The sequence below is a fragment of the Pseudomonas sp. RIT411 genome (genome assembly GCF_003057735.2).
In the GTDB taxonomy this organism is placed as follows: Bacteria; Pseudomonadota; Gammaproteobacteria; order Pseudomonadales; family Pseudomonadaceae; genus Chryseomonas; species Chryseomonas oryzihabitans.
In genome coordinates, this window is sequence record NZ_QBIZ02000023.1 from 49,263 (window position 1) to 66,243 (window position 16,981).

Sequence of the window (16,981 nt, forward strand, 5' to 3'; positions counted from 1 at the left end):
GGGCTTCTCGAATGCAGGTAATCAGGTCAGGGTTGCGGTGGCCAGCTTCACACCGAACCCCACGAACAGGGCGCCGACGCCACCGGTGGCGCCCGCGCTGAGGCGACGCCGCTGACGGAACCAAGCCGCCAGGTGAACGCCGCAGAAAATCAGGAACGACAGGTAGCAGAAGCTGATCGCTTCCAGTACCGCGCCCAGCACCAGGAAGGACAGCGCCGGATGGGCATAACCGGGGTCCACGAACTGGATGAAGAAGGAAACGAAGAACAGGATCGCCTTCGGGTTCGACAGGCTCAGCAGCAGCGCCTTGCGGAACGGCTGGTGGACGTCTTCGCGCAGGGTCGCCTCGGCCTGGCCCTGGGCCGGGCTGCGCCAGGACTTGAGTCCGCCGCGCAACATGCCCCAGCCGAGGTAGAACAGGTACGCCGCGCCCAGATACTTGAGGATCTGGAAGAACAGCGGTTCGGCCTTGAGCAGCGAGGCGACGCCCAGCGCCGAGAGCAGCATCAGCACGGCGTCACCGAGGAACACGGCCGAGGCCGCCTGGTAACCGCTGCGAATGCCGCGCTGGGCACTGGTGGCCAGCACGAAGAAGGAATTGGGGCCGGGCAACAGGATGACGAACAGGGTCCCGACCACATAGGTCCAGAAGTCGATGACACCCAGATTCGCCAGCATGAGCGCTACCCTCCTCCCGTCTTAGCGGCGTGCCGCCATGGCCTGGATGAACTTGTCGAACAGCGGCGCCACGTCGTGCGGGCCAGGGCTCGCCTCGGGGTGACCCTGGAAGCTGAAGGCGACCTTGTCGGTACGCTCGATGCCCTGCAGGGTGCCATCGAACAGCGACTTGTGGGTGGCCCGCACATTGGCCGGCAGGCTGGCCTCGTCCACGGCGAAACCGTGGTTCTGGCTGGTGATCATCACCACGCCGCTGTCGAGATCCTGCACCGGATGGTTGGCGCCGTGGTGACCGTTGGGCATCTTCACCGTCTTGGCGCCGGAAGCCAGGGCCAGCAACTGGTGGCCCAGGCAGATGCCGAACACCGGAATCTCGGTTTCGAGGACGTCCTGGATCGCCTTGATGGCGTAGTCGCAAGGTTCGGGATCGCCCGGGCCATTGGCTAGGAAGATGCCATCGGGTTGCAGCGCCAGGGCTTCGCTGGCCGGGGTCTGGGCCGGCAGCACGGTAATGCGGCAGCCGCGGGCCACCAGCATGCGCAGGATGTTCAGCTTGACGCCATAGTCGAAGGCCACCACGTGATAGGGCAGCTGCTCGGCCGGGATCTCGGCGTGGCTGTCGGTTTCCAGCGACCAGACGCCGGAGCGCCACTCGTAGCGCTCCTTGACGCTGACTTCCTTGGCCAGGTCCATGCCCTTGAGGCCGGGGAAGGCGCGGGCCAGTTCCAGGGCGCGCTCCTCGGTGGCGTCTTCGCCGGTAAGGATGCAGCCATCCTGAGCGCCCTTCTCGCGGAGGATGCGGGTCAGTCGACGCGTGTCGATACCGGCGATGGCGATGGTGCCGTTCTCCTTGAGATAGTCCGGCAGCGACTGCTTGTTGCGCCAGTTGCTGGCCAGCAGCGGCAGGTCGCGGATGATCAGCCCGGCGGCCCACACCTGGGCGGCCTCGCCATCCTGCGGCGTGGTGCCGGTGTTGCCGATGTGCGGATAGGTCAGGGTGACGATCTGCTTCGCATAGGAAGGATCGGTCAGGATTTCCTGGTAGCCGGTCATGGCGGTGTTGAACACCACTTCGCCGACCGTGTGGCCGTCGGCACCGATGGATTCACCGCGAAAGATGCTGCCATCGGCAAGTGCGAGTATGGCTGGCTTAGTCAAGAAGACCTCCGAAAATCAAGCCTTGGCGGGCAAACGCAGGGTGCAAAAAAACGGGATGACATCTCGAAGAGTCATCCCGTTTTAATGTTGTGATTTCATTCTGCGCTAGCTTTTAGTGGATACACTAAAGCTGCATTGTACACGAATTGATCACGGCTGGCACCCCCGCAAGGGGATCAGCGCAACTCCAGCACGTCCTGCATGTCATATAGCGCCGGCTGTTTGTCCTTGAGCCAGAGGGCCGCGCGCACCGCGCCCTTGGCGAAGGTCATGCGGCTGGAGGCCTTGTGGGTGATCTCGACCCGCTCGCCTTCGCTGGCGAACAGCACCGTGTGATCGCCCACCACGTCGCCAGCGCGTACGGTGGCGAAGCCGATGGTCTGGCGGTCGCGGGCACCGGTCTGGCCCTCGCGGCCATAGACGGCCACTTCTTCAAGGTCACGACCCAGCGCCTGGGCAACGACCTCGCCCATGCGCAGGGCGGTCCCCGAAGGCGCATCGACCTTGTGCCTGTGGTGCGCCTCGATGATCTCGATGTCGACCTCGTCACCCAGCACGCGGGCGGCGGTGTCGAGCAGCTTGAGGCAGAGATTGACGCCGACGCTGAAGTTGGCGGCGAAGACGATGGGAATTTCCTTGCTCGCTTCCAGCAGGGTCAGCTTCTGCTCGGCGGTGAAGCCGGTGGTGCCGATCACCATGGCCTTCCTGGCCTTGCGGCAGAGCGCCAGATTCTGCAGGGTCACGTTGGGATGGGTGAAGTCGATGAGCACATCGAAATCATCCAGCACCCGCGCCAGATCGCCCGACAGCATCACTCCGTTACGGCCGATACCGGCGAGTTCGCCGGCGTCGGCACCTACCAGACTGCTTTCCGGGCGATCCACCGCGGCGGTGAGACCGGCAGCGCCCTGGGTCTGCTGGACCGCTTCGATCAGGGTCTTGCCCATGCGCCCCGCGGCGCCCATTACAGCTATACGTCGCATCATCAGCTCCAGGCTGCTGGCCGGGCGCCGCCTCGCGACGGCGCCCCTGCCGGTTTAGAGGTCGTCGAAGAAGCGCTTCATGCCGTCGAACCAGCCACTGGCCCGGGGCGAATGGGAGCTGTCGCTCTGCAGGGTGTTACGGAACTCCTCGAGCAGCTCGCGCTGGCGCCGGCTCAGGTTGACCGGAGTCTCCACCACCACCTTGCACATCAGGTCGCCGGCGCCGCCACCGCGCACAGGCGTCACGCCCTTGCCGCGCAGGCGGAACATCTTGCCGGTCTGGGTGCCCTCGGGAATCTTCAGCTTGACGCGGCCATCCAGGGTCGGCACTTCCAGTTCGCCACCCAGGGCGGCGTCGGTGAAGTTGATCGGCACCTCGCAATAGAGGTGCTTGCCGTCGCGCTGGAAGATCGAGTGCTCGCGCACATTGACCACGACATAGAGGTCGCCGCTGGGGCCACCCAAGGTTCCAGCCTCGCCTTCGCCGGTCAGGCGGATGCGGTCGCCGGTGTCGACGCCCGCGGGCACCTTGACCGACAGGGTCTTCTGCTCTTCCACGCGCCCCTGACCATGACAGGCGTTGCAGGGCTCGGGAATGATCTTGCCGCTGCCGTGGCAGCGCGGGCAGGTCTGCTGGACCGAGAAGAAGCCCTGCTGCATGCGCACCTGGCCGATGCCACCGCAGGTGGGGCAGGTGGACGCCGAGGTACCCGGCTTGGCGCCATTGCCATCGCAGACCTTGCACTCGACCAGGGTGGGCACGCGAATGGTGACCGTGGTCCCACGCACCGCCTCTTCCAGATCCAGGTCCAGGGTGTAGCGCAGGTCGGCACCGCGCTGCGGGCCGCCGCGTCCACCGGCGCCACCGCGCCCACCGAAGAAGTCGCTGAAGACGTCGCCGAAGATGTCGGAGAAGCTCGCGCCACCCGCCGCGCCACCGAAACCGCCGCCGCCCATGCTCGGATCGACGCCAGCATGGCCGTACTGGTCGTAGGCCGAGCGCTTGCCCGCATCGGACAGCACTTCGTAGGCCTCGGCGGCCTCCTTGAACTGCTCTTCGGCAGCCGCGTCCCCCGGATTGCGATCCGGGTGGTATTTCATCGCCAGGCGTCGGTAGGCCTTCTTGAGCTCGGCTTCGCTGGCGCCGCGCTCGACCCCGAGCACCTCATAGTAATCACGTTTGGCCATAGACTTTCTGCACCTTAAATTTTCTCACCCTCCAGACACGCCAACGCGGGAGCAGGCTCCCGCGTGGCGGATCCGACGGGCCGAAGCCCGCCAGGTGCGGTAAGCACGGGGCTTACTTGTTGTCCTTCACTTCCTCGAACTCGGCATCGACCACGTCGTCGCCGGGCTTCTTGGCATCACCGTCCGCCTTGGCCGATGCGCCTTCGGCACCGGCGCCAGCGCCCTGCTCGGAATAGAGCTTCTGGGCCAGCGGCGCGGAGGCCTGGGACAGGGCATTCATCTTGGCTTCGATGGCGTCCTTGTCGTCACCGCGTACGGCGGTTTCCAGTTCGCCAATGGCCTTCTCGATGGTGCTCTTCTCTTCCGCGGTGGCCTTGTCGCCCGCCTCGGTCAGCATCTTGCGGGTACCGTGCACCAGGGCATCGCCCTGGTTGCGGGCCGCGGCCAGCTCTTCGAACTTGCGATCCTCGTCGGCATTGGCCTCGGCGTCACGCACCATCTGCTGAATCTCTTCCTCGGACAGACCGGAGGACGCCTTGATGACGATGGACTGCTGCTTGCCGGTGGCCTTGTCCTTGGCGGACACGTTGAGGATACCGTTGGCGTCGATGTCGAAGGTCACCTCGATCTGCGGTACGCCACGCGGCGCCGGCGGGATCTCGGCCAGGTCGAACTTGCCCAGCGACTTGTTCTGCGCGGCCTGCTTGCGCTCGCCCTGCAGCACGTGGATGGTCACGGCGCCCTGATTGTCGTCGGCGGTGGAGAACACCTGCGACTTCTTGGTCGGGATGGTGGTGTTCTTCTCGATCAGCGCGGTCATCACGCCACCCATGGTCTCGATGCCCAGGGTCAGCGGGGTGACGTCCAGCAGCAGCACGTCCTTGACGTCACCGGCCAGCACGGCGCCCTGGATGGCGGCACCGATGGCGACGGCTTCGTCCGGGTTGACGTCCTTGCGCGCTTCCTTGCCGAAGAAGTCGGCCACGCGCTTCTGCACCAGGGGCATGCGGGTCTGACCGCCCACCAGGATGACCTCGTGGATGTCGGAGACGTCCAGGCCGGAGTCCTTCAGGGCAGTACGGCACGGCTCGATGGTGCGCTCGACCAGCTCTTCCACCAGGGACTCCAGCTTGGCGCGGGAGACCTTGACGTTCAGGTGCTTGGGACCGCTGGCATCGGCGGTGATGTAGGGCAGGTTGACGTCGGTCTGGGTAGCCGAGGACAGCTCGATCTTGGCTTTTTCCGCAGCCTCCTTCAGGCGCTGCATGGCCAGCGGGTCACCCTTGAGGTTCATGCCGCTTTCTTTCTTGAATTCCTCGACGAGGTAGTCGATCAGGCGGATGTCGAAGTCTTCGCCGCCCAGGAAGGTGTCGCCATTGGTGGCCAGCACCTCGAACTGATGCTCACCGTCGACCTCGGCGATCTCGATGACCGAGACGTCGAAGGTACCGCCGCCCAGGTCATAGACGATCACGGTATGGTCGCCCTTGGCCTTGTCCAGGCCATAGGCCAGGGCAGCCGCGGTGGGCTCGTTGATGATGCGCTTGACGTCCAGACCGGCGATGCGACCGGCATCCTTGGTGGCCTGGCGCTGGCTGTCGTTGAAGTAGGCCGGGACGGTGATGACCGCTTCGGTCACGGCTTCGCCCAGGTAGTCCTCGGCGGTCTTCTTCATCTTCTTCAGGACTTCGGCAGACACCTGCGGCGGCGCCATCTTCTGGCCCTTGGCCTCGACCCAGGCGTCACCGTTGTCCGCCTTGACGATCTTGTAGGGGACCATCTGGATGTCTTTCTGCACGACGTTTTCTTCATAACGCCGGCCGATCAGACGCTTGACCGCGTACAGGGTGTTCTGCGGATTGGTCACCGCCTGGCGCTTGGCCGGCTGGCCAACCAGGGTCTCGCCGTCGTTGGTGTAGGCGATGATGGACGGCGTGGTACGGGTGCCTTCGGCGTTTTCCAGTACCTTGACGTTGCCGTTTTCGAGGATCGCGACGCAGGAGTTGGTGGTCCCCAGGTCGATACCGATGATCTTGCCCATGTAGTCTTCTCCAGAAATCTCAGATTCCGCGCGGCCCGCTCAGGGGGCCTTTGATGTTCGCTTGCCTACCAGATGGGGCCGAGCGAAAGAATTTCAAGCCTTTTCGTCGATGCTCGGCTGCTGCGCTGCAGGTGCCTTGCTGACTACCACCATCGCCGGCCGCAGCAGGCGACCATTGAGCAGATAGCCCTTTTGAAACACCTTGAGGACGCTGCCCGGCTCGGCGGTAGCGCTCTCCTCCATGGCCATGGCCTGGTGGTGTTCCGGATTGAAGGGCGCGCCGTGGGGATCGACGGCCTCGACCTGATAGCGCTTGAGGGTGTCCTGCAGCATCTTCAGGGTCAGCTCCATGCCTTCGCGCATGGGCTTCAAGGTCTCGTCGGTGGCGTTGGACAGTTCCAGGCCACGCTCCAGGCTGTCGAGCACCGGCAGCAGGTCGCCAGCGAATTTTTCCAGGGCGAACTTGTGCGCCTTCTCCACATCCTGCTCGGCGCGACGACGCACGTTCTGCAGTTCGGCGACGCTGCGCAGCGACTGGTCCTGGGCCGCGGCGAGCTGCTCTTCGAGCGTGGCGACGCGGGCGGCGAGATCCTCGTGCTGGACGTCGCCCTGGGCGGCTTCGTGCTCGGGGGTCTGGGAGTTCTGTTCGTCGGCCATGGAGTCCTCCTGTGATATTGCCGGTGGGCGCGCCCTCTAATGGACATCGCCTTGATCGATGGCGCCTATATGGGGCCGCCGGCCGGCGCTTCAAGAGCTGTATGGATTGCCAGTGCCCGAGAGGCACTGTATAAACAACCAGAAAACCGCCTTCGGAGATCGTCGCATGCTGGTGCATCTGTCCGTCCGCAATTACGCCATCGTCGAACACCTCGACCTCGACCTCGAGCGCGGCATGACCGTGATCACGGGTGAAACCGGCGCCGGCAAGTCCATCATGCTGGACGCCCTCGGCCTAACCCTGGGCGATCGCGCCGACAGCGATGCGGTCAGACCCGGCGCGGACAAGGCCGATGTCCTGGCCAGCTTCGACACCACCGATATCCCCGAAGCGCGCCAGTGGCTCGCCGAGCGCGACCTGGAGCAGGACGGCCCCTGCCTGCTGCGCCGCGTCATCACCCGCGAAGGGCGCTCGCGCGGCTATATCAATGGCTCGCCCTGCCCGCTGGCCGATCTCAAGACCCTCGGCGGCCTGCTGATCGATATCCACAGCCAGCACGAGCACCAGTCATTGCTCGGCCTCGACACCCATCGCCGCCTGCTGGACGAATACGCCGGCGCGGGCGAGCTGGTCCGCCAGGTGCAGCTCGCGGCCCAGCGCTGGCGCCAGGTGCGCCAGACCCTGGAACGCCTGACCCGCAACGGCGACGAGCAACGCGCCCGCCATCAGTTGCTCAGCTACCAGCTCGAAGAACTCGACAACCTCGCCCTGGCCGAGGGCGAGTTGCAGGCCCTGGAACAGGAGCAGAGCGATCTGGCGAGCGCCGAGCACATCCTGCTGGCCTGCCGCCAGGCCATGGACCTCTGTACCGAAAACGAGCAGGGCAATGCCCTGTCGGCGCTCAATGCCAGCGTGGCGCGCCTGACCGCCTTCGACCGCCCGCCGGCGCAGATCCAGGAGGCCAGCAACCTGCTCGCCTCCGCCCAGATCCAGATCGAGGAGGCGATGAACGAACTCAATCGCTTCGTCGATCATTTCGAAGCCGACCCGGAGCGCCAGCAGGCAGTGCAGGAGCGTCTGGACAGCGTCTACAGCCTTGCCCGCAAGCATCGGGTCCAGCCCGAGGCCCTGCTGGAGCTGCACGAACAGCTGCGCAACGAACTGCAATCCCTGGACGCCGACGACGTCGCCCTGGAGCGCCTGCAGGAAGAACTGACAGCCTTCGAGCGCCACTACCAAGAGAAGGCCGGCGAACTGAGTCGTCTGCGCGAACAACGGGCGCCGGAACTCGCGGCCGCGGTCGAGACCGAGATGCAGCGCCTGGGCATGCCGGGTGGCCGCTTCAGCATCACCCTCACGCCAGGCAGTACCGGCGAACCCCAGCCGCTGGGCAACGAAGGCGTCGAATTCCGCGTCAGCGCCAACCCGGGCCAGCCCCTGCGCCCGCTGGCCAAGGTTGCCTCCGGCGGTGAACTGTCGCGTATCAGCCTGGCCATCCAGGTCATCACCGCCCAGACCTCGCGCACACCCACCCTGGTGTTCGACGAGGTGGACGTCGGTATCGGCGGCCCCACCGCCGAGGTGGTCGGCCAGCTGCTGCGGCAACTGGGTGAGCGGGGCCAGGTGCTGACGGTGACCCACCTGCCCCAGGTGGCGGCCCAGGGTCATCAACACCTGTTCGTACACAAGGAGCGCGGCACCGACGAGACGCGTACCGCGGTGGCCAAGCTCGACCGCGCACGGCGCGTGGAAGAGGTGGCGCGCATGCTGGGTGGTGTCGACCTGACCCGTGAATCCCTGGCCCACGCTCGCAAGCTGGTGGTGAGCCGCTAGACGCAGGCAGCCACCGGACATGAAAAAGGCGACTCGAAGGTCGCCTTTTTCATGTCCGGGTCTTCACTTGCGCTGGCGGATGTACAGCACCAGGTTGTGATCGACCAGTTCGAAACCATGCTCTTCGACGATCTCGCGCTGACGCTTTTCGATCGAGGCATCGGTGAACTCGATGACTTCGCCGGTATCCACATCCACCATGTGATCATGGTGGCCGGTGTCGGCCAACTCGAACACGGCATGGCCGCCGTCGAAATTGTGGCGCACCACCAGACCGGCCGCTTCGAACTGGGTGAGGACCCGATAGACCGTTGCCAGTCCCACATCCTCGCCCGCTTCCATGAGCGCCTTGTAAACGTCTTCGGCGCTCATGTGGCGCTGCTCGGTGGTGTCCAGCATCTGCAATATCTTGACGCGCGGCAGGGTCACTTTCAGACCCGCTTTGCGGAGTTCGTTGTTCTCTACCATGCTCTTTCTCGGTGCCGAGTGCTTTCGCAGCCCTCGGGAATACGGGTATGATCGGTGCTTCGTTGCCCAGCAAGATAGTGGAAGTCTCCCACCGATGCAAAACCTCAAGCAAACGCTGACCGGGCTCTCTCTGATGGGCCTAGCCATGCTCGCCGGCTGCTCTCTGCCGGGGGTTTACAAGATCGACATCCAACAGGGCAACGTCGTCACCCAGGACATGATAGACCAGTTGCGCCCCGGAATGACCCGACAACAAGTCCGGTTTATCATGGGTTCGCCGCTGATCCAAGACACCTTCCATCCCAATCGCTGGGACTATCTGTACAGCCTGCAAGCCGCCGGCGGTCAGCGTAAGCAGGAGCGTGTCAGCCTGGTGTTCAACGGCGACAATCAACTGAGCGGCCTGGCCGGCGACTTCATGCCCGGCACCAGCCGCGAACAGCAGATCATGGGTACCGACAGCGGCACCACCGTGGATCCCACCGCCCCGGCGCAACCCTCGGCACCCGCTGCCGTACCGGAAGCGCCAGCCGTACCCGGCTCGACCGAAGACAACATCCAGAAAGAGATCGACAGCGCCCGTCCGGCCGCCGTGCCGACGCCCGATCGCATCCGCACCGACGGACAGTGATCCCTGGCTAGAGGCCAGTCCTGGACTTGGCCTTTTCCGCGCGCCGCTTGCGACTTTCCTTGGGGTCCGCAAGCAGCGGGCGATAGATCTCCACCCGGTCACCCGCCATCAGCCTGCGCTCGTTCGGCTTGGCTACCAGCTTGCCAAAGATGCCGACCCGGAAGGCTTCGCGCTGTTCGGGTGGCAACTGCTCGAGCAGCCCCGACGCCCGCACCGCCTGCTCGACCGTGGCGCCCTCTTCGAGCTGCAGACTCAACAGCCATTGCCGCTCCGGCAACGCCAGCGCCACCTCGATGGCGAGACACTCAGCCATAGAGGGCTCGAGCACGCTGGCAGAAGGCATCCACCATGGTATTGGCCGCCTGATTGAACAACGGGCCCAAGGTCGCGCGGACGATGGCGCTGTCGTATTCGAAGGACAGATCCAGGGAAATCTTGCAGGCCTTGTCGCCCAGCGCCTTGAACGTCCAGACGCCATGCAGCTGCTTGAAGGGACCCTTTTCCAGATCCATGGTGATGGACTCGTCCGGCACCAGGGTGTTGCGGGTCGTGAACTGCTGGCTGAGACCACCCTTGGCCACGGTGAGACCCGCGCGCATCAGGCCTTCGTCCTGCTCCAGGATCTGGGCGGACGAGCACCACGGCAGGAACTCCGGATAACGGTCCACGTCATTAACCAGCGCATAGAGTGCTGAAGCAGGATAGGGCAGCAACGCCGAACGTTGGATGTGCGTGCTCATCGGAACCTCGTAGAATAGCGAAATCGGTGTCGGACCTTGAATTTGAGGGCGGCGCACGCATTTTACTCCCGCACCAGCCTGCCGCAGTCCAGAACCGCGGTATTGTCCGTGTTTGCTCATACCCGCTCAAGCGCGTGGCGACATTTCCCCTGACTCGCTGTACCCTGGAATCATGGCCAAGCAAAAGAAAGTCTCCCCCGGCAGCATCGCGCAGAACAAAAAGGCGCTTCACGAATACTTCGTCGACACCCGCTTCGAGGCGGGTGTTTCCCTGGCAGGCTGGGAGGTCAAGAGCCTGAGAGCCGGCAAGGCGCAGCTGACCGACAGCTATGTGCTGCTCAAGGACGGCGAAGCCTGGCTGCTGGGCAGCCACATCACCCCGCTGCAGACCGCCAGCACCCATGTCATCGCCGACCCGACCCGCACCCGCAAGTTGCTGCTCAACAAGCGCGAGCTAGGCAAGCTGTTTGGCGCCGTGCAGCAGAAGGGCTACGCCTGTGTCGCCCTGTCGCTCTACTGGAAGAAGCACCTGGTCAAGTGCGAGATCGCGTTGGCCAAGGGCAAGAAGGAATTCGACAAGCGCGCGACCGAGCGCGAGCGCGATTCCGACCGCGAGATCCAGCGCGCCATCCGCAAGGACGCCAAATAGCCAAGCGGCCGAAAAACGTTTCGTCAGCAATGACTTGCGTCGGACGGCCGGAATTCCTATAGTGAACGACCAGCAAGTTTTGGGGGCGATTAGGATTCGACGCCGGTAACGAAACTTGAGGGGCATGCCGAGCTGGTAGCAGAACTCGTAAATTCGCTGCTGCAAACTTATAGTTGCCAACGACGACAACTACGCTCTAGCTGCTTAATGCGGCTAGCAGTCGCTAGGGGATGCCTGTAAACCCGAAACGACTGTCAGATAGAACAGGATCGCCGCCAAGTTCGCTGTAGACGTAACGGCTAAAACTTATACAGCTCGCCCAAAGCACCCTGCCCGTCGGGCCGCAATGGGTTAACTCAGTAGACAGGGCTAAGCATGTAGAACCGATAGCGGAGAGCTGGCGGACGGGGGTTCAAATCCCCCCGCCTCCACCAAAAAGAAAGGGCAGCCACTGGCTGCCCTTTTTCTTTGCCCGTCTTTTAGAACGGGATGTCGTCGTCGAAGCTGTCGTAGTCCTGCTGAGCCGGCTGCTGCTGCGGACGGGACTGCGGCTGCTGCTGGGGACGGCTGTTGCCGCTGCCGCCATTGCCACCGTTGTCATACTGCGGGGCCGACTGCTGCGGACGGGGGGCACGCTGCTGCTGGGGCGCAGGCGCGCTCTGGTTGTATTCGTCGCTGCCACCGGCATTGCCACCACGGCCACCCAGCAACTGCATGTTGCCGTTGATGTCGACCACGATTTCGGTGGTGTAGCGATCCTGACCGTCCTGGCCCTGCCATTTGCGGGTACGCAGAGTGCCCTCGACATAGACCTGGGAGCCCTTGCGGATGTACTCGCCGGCGATCTCGGCGAGACGACCGAAGAACACCACGCGGTGCCATTCGGTGCGGTCCTGCTGCTGACCGGTCTGTTTGTCCTTCCAGCTTTCGCTGGTGGCCAGGGTGACGTTGGTCACCGCATTGCCGTTGGGCATGTAACGGGTTTCGGGATCGGCGCCGGCATTGCCGACGAGGATGACTTTATTGACGCCACGGGCCATATGAATCTCCTGATGAGGCTGTCGATCAAGCGGCGACCGGTGTTTGACTAACCAGTCGCTCCAATTGCGCCCGATCGACGATTTTAGTATCGATCTTGATGTAGACGGCCTGCTCTTCCGCCACCACTACCGCATCGGTCACTCCGGCCAGGGCCAACAGGCGTCCGACCAATCCCTGGTCGTTGACTAGCGCGGGCGTAACCGGCAAACGCAGACTGGTGACATAGGGCGGTTCCCGCATCGTACCAGCTACCACCGTCCATCCCAGGCAAAGCGCCGCACAACCCAGGAAGACGGTGGACAGACCACCATGTTGGAACAACCAGCCCCCGAGGATACCGCCCAACGCGGAACCAAGGAACTGACTGGTGGAATAGATCCCCATGGCGGTGCCCTTGCCACCGGCCGGGGCCACCTTGCTCACCAGCGACGGCAGCGAGGCTTCCAGCAGGTTGAAGGCGGTAAAGAACACCACGATGCCGATGACCAGGGCCACCAGGCTGTTGCTGAAGAAGAAGAAGTACAGCTCGCACAGCACCAGCACACTGATGGCGCCCACCAGCACGCGCTTCATGCGCCGCTTCTTTTCACCATAGATGATGAAGGGGACCATGGCGAAGAAGCCGACCACCAGCGCGGTGAGATAGACCCACCAGTGCTCTTCCTTGGGCAGCCCGGCATGTTCGGCCAGGGCCAGCGGCAGGACGACGAAACTGGCCATCAGCACGGCGTGCAGCGCCAGGATGCCGAAGTCCAACCGCAGCAGGTCGCGATTGCGCAGGGTCGTGCCCAGTGCCTGGCGCGCCAGGTTCGACTCCCGATGGGCGAAGGGCGATGCCTGGTGCGGCACTAGGAACAGCACGATCAGCAAGCCGACCAGTGCCAGTCCGCAGGTGGCCCAGAACAGCCCGGCGAGACCATAGGCACGGGTCAGCAAGGGGCCGGCCACCATCGCCACGGCAAAGGACACGCCGATGCTCATGCCGATCGTAGCCATGGCCTTGGTGCGATGCTGCTCGCGCGTCTGATCCGACAGCAGCGCCATGATGGCCGCCGAAATGGCGCCGCCACCCTGGACGACACGCCCGGCGATGACGCCCCAGATCGAGTGGGCATTGGCGGCAATGGCGGCACCAAGGGCGAACACCAGCAGTCCACCAATGATGATGGGGCGTCGACCGATGCGATCGGACAGCGTCCCCAGGGGAATTTGCAGGACCGCCTGGGTCAAACCATAGGCACCTATGGCGAGGCCGATCAGCGCCGGGGTGGCATCCGCCAACTCCTGACCATAGGTCGCCAGGACCGGGAGCACCATGAACATACCGAGCATACGAAAGGCGAAGACCAGGGCCAGCCCGAAGGCGGCACGGCGTTCGACGCCGTTCATGGCTTCACTGCGCTTGTCGAGCATTGATAATCCTCTCGTCGGCGACAGGCTTTTACGTCGCCACACAGCTTTAAAACAGTCGTGACAATGACCATTTAGGGAGGAAGCGGTGAAGATAGCCGAGCGCTCGTCCGAACGTTCCCGACCGCCAGGATCACGAACGCCCGATCACCGCTGTCGGGCCGTTAATTTTACCAGCCTTACCCCCTCTCTCACAGGCGCGGCAGATAGCCGCAGCCCGGGACGAGACCTCTTTTCTAGTGAAGCGCCGCCAAAACGAGGCAGAAGTCTACGTGGATAAAATCCTCATCCGTGGGGCCCGCACCCATAATCTGAAGAACATCGACCTAACCCTTCCCCGGGACAAGCTCATCGTCATCACCGGACTGTCCGGCTCCGGCAAGTCTTCGCTGGCGTTCGACACCCTTTATGCCGAAGGCCAGCGCCGCTACGTGGAATCCTTGTCGGCCTACGCCCGCCAGTTCCTGTCGATGATGGAAAAGCCCGATGTGGACACCATCGAAGGGCTGTCGCCAGCGATTTCCATCGAGCAGAAGTCCACCTCGCACAATCCGCGCTCCACCGTGGGCACCATCACCGAGATCTACGACTATCTGCGCCTGCTCTATGCCCGCGTCGGTACGCCGCGCTGCCCGGAGCACGATGTGCCCCTGGAAGCCCAGACCGTCAGCCAGATGGTCGACCAGGTGCTGGCCATGCCGGAAGGCCAGCGGTTGATGCTGCTCGCCCCCATCGTGCGCGAGCGCAAGGGTGAGCACCTGTCGGTGTTCGAGGAGTTGCGTGCCCAGGGTTTCGTCCGCGTCCGCGTCAACGGGCGGCTGCACGAGATGGACGAGCTGCCCAAGCTCGACAAGCAGAAGAAGCACACCATCGAAGTGGTGGTGGATAGATTCAAGGTGCGCGAAGACCTCCAGCAGCGCCTGGCGGAATCCTTCGAGACGGCGCTGAAGCTGGCCGACGACATCGCCATCATCGCCCCCATGGAAGGCGATAAGGGGGAGGAGATCGTCTTCTCCGCGCGCTTCGCCTGCCCGATCTGCGGCTTCTCCATCGGCGAGCTGGAACCCAAGCTGTTTTCCTTCAACAATCCCGCCGGCGCCTGCCCTACCTGCGACGGCCTGGGCGTGAAGCAATTCTTCGACGCCCGCCGGGTGGTCAACGAGGAGCTCAGCCTCAGCGAAGGCGCCATCCGCGGCTGGGACAGACGCAACGTCTATTACTTCCAGATGCTCGGCTCGCTGGCGAGTCACTATGGCTTCAGCCTCGACGCCCCCTTCAAAAGCCTCGATGACAAGCATCGCAAGGCGGTACTCAGCGGCTCCGGGCGCGAGAGCGTCAACTTCCGCTATCTCAATGACCGCGGCGATATCGTCAAGCGTGCCCACGCCTTCGAAGGCATCCTGCCGAATCTTGAGCGGCGTTATCGCGAGACCGAATCCCAGAGCGTGCGCGAAGAGCTGGCCAAGTACCTGAGCACCCAGCACTGCCCGGACTGCAATGGCACCCGCCTGCGGCGCGAAGCGCGCCACGTCTGGGTCGGCGACAAGACCCTGCCGGCGGTCACCCGTCTGCCCGTGGGCGATGCCACCCAGTACTTCCAGGACCTTACCCTCAAGGGCCAGCGGCAGCAGATCGCCGACAAGATCCTCAAGGAGATCCGCGAGCGCCTGCAGTTCCTGGTCAACGTCGGCCTGGACTACCTGACCCTGGATCGCAGCGCTGACACCCTCTCCGGTGGCGAGGCACAGCGTATCCGCCTGGCCAGCCAGATCGGCGCGGGTCTGGTGGGCGTCATGTACATCCTCGACGAACCCTCCATTGGTCTGCACCAGCGCGACAACGAGCGGCTACTAGGCACCCTGACTCACCTGCGCGACCTGGGTAACACCGTCATCGTCGTCGAGCACGACGAGGATGCCATCCGCCTGGCGGACTATGTCATCGACATCGGCCCGGGCGCTGGAGTGCACGGTGGCCAGATCATCGCGGAAGGCACGCCCGACCAGGTCATGCGGCATCCCGACTCGGTGACCGGGCAGTACCTGTCGGGTCGCAAGAAGATCGTGGTGCCCGCCAAGCGCACCGCGCGGGACAAGAAGAAGCTGCTGAAGCTGAAGGGTGCCCGCGGCAACAACCTGCAGAACGTCAACCTGGAGATTCCGGTTGGTCTGCTGACCTGCGTGACCGGGGTCTCCGGCTCCGGCAAGTCGACCCTGATCAACAACACCCTCTTCCCGCTGACCGCCACGGCGCTCAATGGCGCGACGACCCTGGAGGTCGCTGCCCACGACAGCTTCGACGGCATGCAGCACCTGGACAAGGTGGTGGACATCGACCAGAGCCCCATCGGCCGGACCCCGCGCTCCAACCCGGCGACCTATACCGGACTCTTCACCCCCATTCGCGAGCTGTTTTCCGGCGTTCCGGAATCACGTTCTCGCGGCTATACCCCGGGGCGTTTCTCCTTCAACGTCAAGGGTGGCCGCTGCGAGGCCTGCCAGGGCGATGGGGTCATCAAGGTGGAGATGCACTTCCTGCCGGACGTCTACGTCGCCTGTGACGTCTGCAAGGGCAAGAGGTACAACCGCGAGACCCTGGAGGTGAAGTACAAGGGCAAGACCATCACCGAGGTCCTGGACATGACCATCGAGGAAGCCCATGCCTTCTTCGAGTCCATCCCTGCACTGGCGCGCAAGCTGCAGACGCTTATTGATGTCGGCCTGTCCTATATCCGTCTCGGCCAGAGCGCCACGACGCTGTCAGGGGGTGAGGCTCAGCGTGTGAAGCTGGCCCGGGAGCTGTCCAAGCGCGATACCGGCAAGACGCTCTATATCCTCGACGAGCCCACCACGGGCCTGCACTTTGCCGATATCCAGCAATTGCTCGACGTGCTGCATCGACTACGCGATCACGGCAATACCGTGGTGGTGATCGAGCACAACCTCGATGTCATCAAGACCGCCGACTGGTTGGTAGACCTCGGTCCGGAAGGCGGCTCCAAGGGTGGTCAGATCATCGCGACGGGTACACCCGAGGAGGTCGCGGCAAACAAGAAGTCCTATACCGGCCACTTCCTCAAGCCCTTGCTGGAACGTGACCGGGAGTAATCTCGAGCACCGACTTGAAGGCAAAAAGCCCGGCGCATGCCGGGCTTTTTTATAGGTGAGGCTCTATCGCGGCCATGGGCCGCTCCTACGACTTGCCTCCTAGTAGGAGCGGCCGCATCGGCGGACCACCATGGCCGCGATAGCCCGGCGCAGCCGGGCTGTTGTGGCTCTTGTGCTCTTTGCGGAGTGTCAGCAGCACACATCTGGCAGGCCCTGCGCCAAGCTCTCCGCCACTCCGCTCCTGGTCCCCTCTCCCCCCGGGAGAGGGCTAGGGTGAGGGCCACCTCAGCTACGCAGCCCCAGGCCTTCGCTGGCCAATTCTCTGCCCCCCAGCGCCTAGGCGCCCCGAGGCCAAGCCAAACTTTTCCCGCCCCAAAGACAACACCCCCGCCAGAA

15 protein-coding genes and 1 other RNA gene are annotated in these 16,981 nt (G+C 63.9%); 5 read left to right on the forward strand and 11 right to left on the reverse strand.

Annotated features, from left to right (window positions below):
• Positions 1 to 21 precede the first annotated feature (21 nt).
• From leuE to grpE, 6 genes are all read right to left on the reverse strand, one after another.
• Positions 22 to 675 carry a leucine efflux protein LeuE gene (gene leuE, locus DBY63_RS22315; protein ID WP_169855098.1) on the reverse strand — a complete coding sequence of 218 codons (654 nt, stop codon included), beginning with the start codon at positions 673 to 675 and terminating at the stop codon, positions 22 to 24.
• 24 nt (positions 676 to 699) lie between these two features.
• Entirely contained in the window at positions 700 to 1,836 is a 1,137-nt protein-coding gene (carA, locus tag DBY63_RS22320) for a glutamine-hydrolyzing carbamoyl-phosphate synthase small subunit (protein WP_027599122.1), read from the reverse strand.
• A 176-nt stretch (positions 1,837 to 2,012) separates the two neighbouring features.
• The gene (gene dapB, locus DBY63_RS22325; protein ID WP_007162662.1) at positions 2,013 to 2,819 is read right to left on the reverse strand and encodes a 4-hydroxy-tetrahydrodipicolinate reductase; all 807 of its coding nucleotides are present in this window, start codon (positions 2,817 to 2,819) and stop codon (positions 2,013 to 2,015) included.
• Positions 2,820 to 2,873: 54 nt separating this feature from the next.
• Positions 2,874 to 4,007, reverse strand: coding sequence for a molecular chaperone DnaJ (dnaJ, locus tag DBY63_RS22330; protein WP_007162663.1), 1,134 nt, complete (start codon positions 4,005 to 4,007; stop codon positions 2,874 to 2,876).
• A 112-nt stretch (positions 4,008 to 4,119) separates the two neighbouring features.
• The gene (gene dnaK / locus DBY63_RS22335) at positions 4,120 to 6,048 is read right to left on the reverse strand and encodes a molecular chaperone DnaK (protein WP_007162664.1); all 1,929 of its coding nucleotides are present in this window, start codon (positions 6,046 to 6,048) and stop codon (positions 4,120 to 4,122) included.
• Between the two features lie 93 nt (positions 6,049 to 6,141).
• Positions 6,142 to 6,705 (reverse strand): nucleotide exchange factor GrpE, encoded by a 564-nt coding sequence (gene grpE / locus DBY63_RS22340; RefSeq protein WP_007162665.1) that lies wholly within the window; start codon positions 6,703 to 6,705, stop codon positions 6,142 to 6,144.
• A 166-nt stretch (positions 6,706 to 6,871) separates the two neighbouring features.
• Here grpE and recN point away from each other — a divergent pair, with 166 nt between their 5' ends.
• Positions 6,872 to 8,539, forward strand: a complete 1,668-nt coding sequence (gene recN, locus DBY63_RS22345; protein ID WP_007162666.1) for a DNA repair protein RecN — start codon at positions 6,872 to 6,874, stop codon at positions 8,537 to 8,539.
• 63 nt (positions 8,540 to 8,602) lie between these two features.
• Here the strand turns inward: recN and fur are convergent, their stop codons facing one another.
• Positions 8,603 to 9,007, reverse strand: a complete 405-nt coding sequence (gene fur / locus DBY63_RS22350; protein ID WP_007162667.1) for a ferric iron uptake transcriptional regulator — start codon at positions 9,005 to 9,007, stop codon at positions 8,603 to 8,605.
• A 94-nt stretch (positions 9,008 to 9,101) separates the two neighbouring features.
• Here fur and DBY63_RS22355 point away from each other — a divergent pair, with 94 nt between their 5' ends.
• Positions 9,102 to 9,638: an outer membrane protein assembly factor BamE gene (locus DBY63_RS22355; RefSeq protein ID WP_058792634.1), complete on the forward strand. Its 537-nt coding sequence runs from the start codon at positions 9,102 to 9,104 to the stop codon at positions 9,636 to 9,638.
• 7 nt (positions 9,639 to 9,645) lie between these two features.
• On the opposite strand, the gene DBY63_RS22360 is transcribed toward DBY63_RS22355, so the two are convergent.
• Both DBY63_RS22360 and DBY63_RS22365 read right to left on the reverse strand, forming a co-directional pair.
• Positions 9,646 to 9,951, reverse strand: a complete 306-nt coding sequence (locus DBY63_RS22360) for an RnfH family protein (protein ID WP_108582854.1) — start codon at positions 9,949 to 9,951, stop codon at positions 9,646 to 9,648.
• Positions 9,944 to 10,378, reverse strand: coding sequence for a type II toxin-antitoxin system RatA family toxin (locus DBY63_RS22365; protein ID WP_027599125.1), 435 nt, complete (start codon positions 10,376 to 10,378; stop codon positions 9,944 to 9,946). The genes DBY63_RS22360 and DBY63_RS22365 overlap by 8 nt, the downstream gene beginning before the upstream one ends.
• Before the next feature lie 172 nt (positions 10,379 to 10,550).
• Between DBY63_RS22365 and smpB the strand changes: the two genes are divergently transcribed.
• Both smpB and ssrA read left to right on the forward strand, forming a co-directional pair.
• Entirely contained in the window at positions 10,551 to 11,027 is a 477-nt protein-coding gene (gene smpB, locus DBY63_RS22370) for an SsrA-binding protein SmpB (protein WP_007162671.1), read from the forward strand.
• 81 nt (positions 11,028 to 11,108) lie between these two features.
• Positions 11,109 to 11,461: a transfer-messenger RNA gene (gene ssrA, locus DBY63_RS22375) on the forward strand.
• Positions 11,462 to 11,506: 45 nt separating this feature from the next.
• Here ssrA and ssb read toward each other — a convergent pair.
• Positions 11,507 to 12,067: a single-stranded DNA-binding protein gene (ssb, locus tag DBY63_RS22380; RefSeq protein WP_027601359.1), complete on the reverse strand. Its 561-nt coding sequence runs from the start codon at positions 12,065 to 12,067 to the stop codon at positions 11,507 to 11,509.
• 25 nt (positions 12,068 to 12,092) lie between these two features.
• Positions 12,093 to 13,481, reverse strand: a complete 1,389-nt coding sequence (locus DBY63_RS22385; protein WP_108582855.1) for an MFS transporter — start codon at positions 13,479 to 13,481, stop codon at positions 12,093 to 12,095.
• Between the two features lie 269 nt (positions 13,482 to 13,750).
• Here DBY63_RS22385 and uvrA point away from each other — a divergent pair, with 269 nt between their 5' ends.
• Positions 13,751 to 16,585 (forward strand): excinuclease ABC subunit UvrA, encoded by a 2,835-nt coding sequence (uvrA, locus tag DBY63_RS22390; protein ID WP_108582856.1) that lies wholly within the window; start codon positions 13,751 to 13,753, stop codon positions 16,583 to 16,585.
• Positions 16,586 to 16,981 lie beyond the last annotated feature (396 nt).